This is a genomic window from Streptomyces sp. NRRL S-646 (assembly GCF_000720765.1).
Taxonomy (GTDB): domain Bacteria; phylum Actinomycetota; class Actinomycetes; order Streptomycetales; family Streptomycetaceae; genus Streptomyces.
This window is the reverse complement of record NZ_JODC01000104.1, coordinates 1-328: the sequence shown is the minus strand read 5'-3', so window position 1 is coordinate 328 and position 328 is coordinate 1. Positions and strand designations below refer to the sequence as shown.

Genomic DNA, 328 nt, shown 5'->3' with positions numbered 1-328 from the left:
AACAACCGTGATTCCGGGAGTAGTGGCGAGCGAAACCGGATGAGGCCAAACCTACGACGTGTGAGACCCGGCAGGGGTTGCGTCGTGGGGGTTGTGGGAGTGTGCTTGATCGGTCTGCCGGCCGGTCGGAGAGTCAGAAACCGTTGATGTAGGCGAAGGACATGCGAAAGGTCCGGCGTAGAGGGTAAGACCCCCGTAGTCGAAACATCAGCGGCTCTCTTGCGTATTTCCCAAGTAGCACGGGGCCCGAGAAATCCCGTGTGAATCTGGCGGGACCACCCGCTAAGCCTAAATATTCCCTGGTGACCGATAGCGGATAGTACCGTGA

General features: G+C 58.5%; 1 rRNA gene. It reads left to right on the top strand.

The features are described from left to right. A 23S ribosomal RNA gene (locus IH68_RS0149070) occupies positions 1-328 on the top strand; the annotation flags it as partial.